Source organism: Microbacterium sp., from assembly GCF_039812165.1.
In the GTDB taxonomy this organism is placed as follows: domain Bacteria; phylum Actinomycetota; class Actinomycetes; order Actinomycetales; family Microbacteriaceae; genus Microbacterium.
The window spans coordinates 1-2,836 of the sequence record NZ_JBDIAB010000293.1 but is presented as its reverse complement, the minus strand read 5'-3'; the positions used below and the strand labels follow the sequence as shown (position 1 = coordinate 2,836).

Sequence of the window (2,836 nt, the reverse complement as noted above, 5' to 3'; positions counted from 1 at the left end):
TCGGCGCCGCGGTCTGGGGCGGCCTGTCGCCCGCGATCGCGTCGCTGCTCCTGATCGCCACCGACGGCAACTTCTGGTCGGTCGTCGCGTTCTTCGGAGTGCTGTCGCTGGCCGCGTGGGTCGGCGTGCGGTTCGCCCCGCAGTACTCGGATGCCGCTCCCGTGACCGGCTCCTTGACGGCGCGCCTCGACACCGACACGATCGACAACACGGACCGCACCTGACCGGTCGGCCTCCGCGGGCGGCGCCCGCGGAGGCCGCATCATGCCCGGCGACGCCGCCGCGGCACCGAGACACACAGAGACGAGACCTCGAAGGAACATGGAAACGACCACGAAGCGCACGACCGGCTGGATCGTCATCGAGACGCTGCGCAACTACGGCATCGACACCGTCTTCGGCATCCCGGGCACGCACAACCTGGAGCTCTACCGCCCGCTCCGTGCCCTCGGCATCCGCGCCGTGACCTCTCGCCACGAGCAGGGCGCGGGCTATGCCGCCGACGGCTGGTCGCTGCAGACCGGCAAGCCCGGCGTGATCGTGACCACGAGCGGCCCGGGCCTGCTCAACGCCCTGTCGGCGGCGGGCACCGCCTACTGCGAGTCGCGCCCGATGATCCTCATCTCCCCCGGCCCCGCCCGCGGCAAGGAGTTCGCCGACGTCGGCACGCTGCACGAGACGAAGGACCAGCTGAGCGCCGCCTCGGCCATCGTCGAGTGGGGTCGTCGCGTGCAGACCGCCGACGAGGCCGTGCAGGCCGTGCACGACGCGTTCGAGCTGTTCGCGACCACGCGTCCGCGCCCGGTCTACATCGAGATCCCGCTCGACCTCCTGCAGGAGGAGACCGACATCGCCGCCGAGGCGCTCGCCGCGCGCGAGTTCGAGCCGATCCCCGCACCCGACCCCGCCGCCGTCGCCGAGGCCGCGGCGCTCCTGGCGTCGGCGACAGATCCGGTGATCCTCGCCGGCGGCGGCTCGCGCGGCGCCACCGCAGAGCTGCGCGCCCTCGCCGAACGGCTCGGCGCGCCGGTGGTCACCACCGGCAACGCGAAGGGCGTGCTCGACGAGCACCACCCGCTCGCCCTCGGCGCGAACCTGCGCCTGGCGGCGGCGCGCGATCGCGCGCGAGATGCCGACGTGCTCCTGGTCGTCGGCTCCAAGCTCGGCGAGGCGGAGCTGTGGGTCGACCGGCTCGACGCCCGCGGATCGGTGATCCGCATCGACCTGCTGGAGTCGCAGATCGACAAGAACCAGGACGCCACGATCGGCGTCGTCGGCGACGCGAAGGCCGCGCTCGCCGCGCTCGTCGACGCCCTCGGCGAGGGGACGCCGCTCGACGGCGCCGCCCGCACGGCCGAGACGGTCGCCGCCGTACGCGCCGAGTGCGCCGAGCTGTCGCCGGGCAACACGGCCCTCGCCGAGGTCATCGCGTCGGTCCTGCCGGAGGACGCGATCGTGTCGACCGACTCGTCGCAGATCGCGTACTGGGGCCTCCTCAACCTCATCACCGTGTCGACGCCCAACTCGACGCCGTACATGACGACGTACGCGACGCTCGGCTACGGCCTGCCCGCCGCCCTCGGATCGCGCATCGCCTCGCCCGACCGGCCGTCGTTCGTCGTGATCGGCGACGGCGCGCTGATGTTCTCGATGAACGAGTTCATCACCGTCGTCGAGCAGGGCGAGGACGTCACCGTCATCGTCGTCGACAACGGCGGCTACGCCGAGATCAAGCAGAACGAGGTGGATGCCGGCATCGCGCCGATCGCCGTCGACCTCGTCCAGCCCGACTGGGCCGCGGTCGCGACCGCGTTCGGCGGCACGGGTCGCCGGGCGGCGAACCCGGCCGAGCTCGCCGAGGCCGTCGACGCGGCGCTCGCCGCGGGAGGCCTCCAGCTGATCCACATCGATCAGGCGGCCTTCGACCTCTCCGGGGTGGCGTGACCGGCGCGGGCGGCGACACCGCGCGGCCGGTCGCGGTCTACACCGACGTCGAGGACACCGATCCTGCGCTCGGCATCCGTCTGCTCGAGGAGCACGGCTTCGAGGTGCGGGTGCTCGGCACGCGCGACGCCGACCAGATCGTCGCGGGCGCGCAGGATGCCGTCGCCCTCCTTCCCGGCTACGCGTCGGTCACCCGCGAGATGATCGAGGCCCTGCCGAACCTCAGGCTCGTCTCGCTCATGTCGATGGGCTTCGACTACGTCGACGTCGAGGCGGCGACCGAGCACGACGTCTGGGTGACCAACGTGCCGGGCGCGGCGACCGAGGAGGTCGCGACGCATGCGCTCGCGATCCTCCTCAGCAGCGTGCGGCAGCTGCCGTTCTACACCGCCTCGGCGAATCCGGAGGACTGGAACGACCGTGCCGCGACCCCGCCGCCGCGCCTCAGCGAGACCACGCTCGGCGTCGTCGGACTCGGCCGCATCGGACAGGAGCTGATCCGCCAGGCCGGCGCCCTGTTCGGCTCGGTCGTGGGCTACGACCCGATGCTGCCCGACACCCCGGAGGTCCGCGCGCGTCTCGACGCCCTGGGCGTCACCCGCACGACGCTCGACGAGGTGCGCCGGACGTCGAACGTCCTGTCGCTGCACCTGCCGCTCACCGACGAGACCTCCCACCTGGTCGACGCGGAGTTCCTGGCCGCCATGCCACGGGGCGCGACCCTCGTGAACGTGTCGCGCGGCGGACTCATCGACGACGACGCCCTGGTCGCGGCGCTCGACTCCGGGCACCTCGCCGGTGCGGCCCTCGACGTGCTCGACCAGGAGCCCCCGACCCCGGGGCATCCGCTCCTCGGACGCGAGGATGTCGTGCTGACACCGCACATCGCGTA

Annotated in this window: 2 protein-coding genes and 1 pseudogene; all 3 read left to right on the top strand. The window is 72.7% G+C overall.

The annotated features are described in order from the left end of the window. A pseudogene (locus WML84_RS14530) lies at window positions 1-224 on the top strand (MFS transporter); the annotation flags it as partial. A 97-nt stretch (window positions 225-321) separates the two neighbouring features. Continuing rightward, window positions 322-1,944 carry a thiamine pyrophosphate-binding protein gene (locus WML84_RS14525; protein WP_347346850.1) on the top strand — a complete coding sequence of 541 codons (1,623 nt, stop codon included), beginning with the start codon at window positions 322-324 and terminating at the stop codon, window positions 1,942-1,944. Then, window positions 1,941-2,836: C-terminal binding protein (locus WML84_RS14520; protein WP_347346849.1), on the top strand; the 896-nt coding region annotated here is incomplete at its 3' end. The genes WML84_RS14525 and WML84_RS14520, both read left to right, overlap by 4 nt.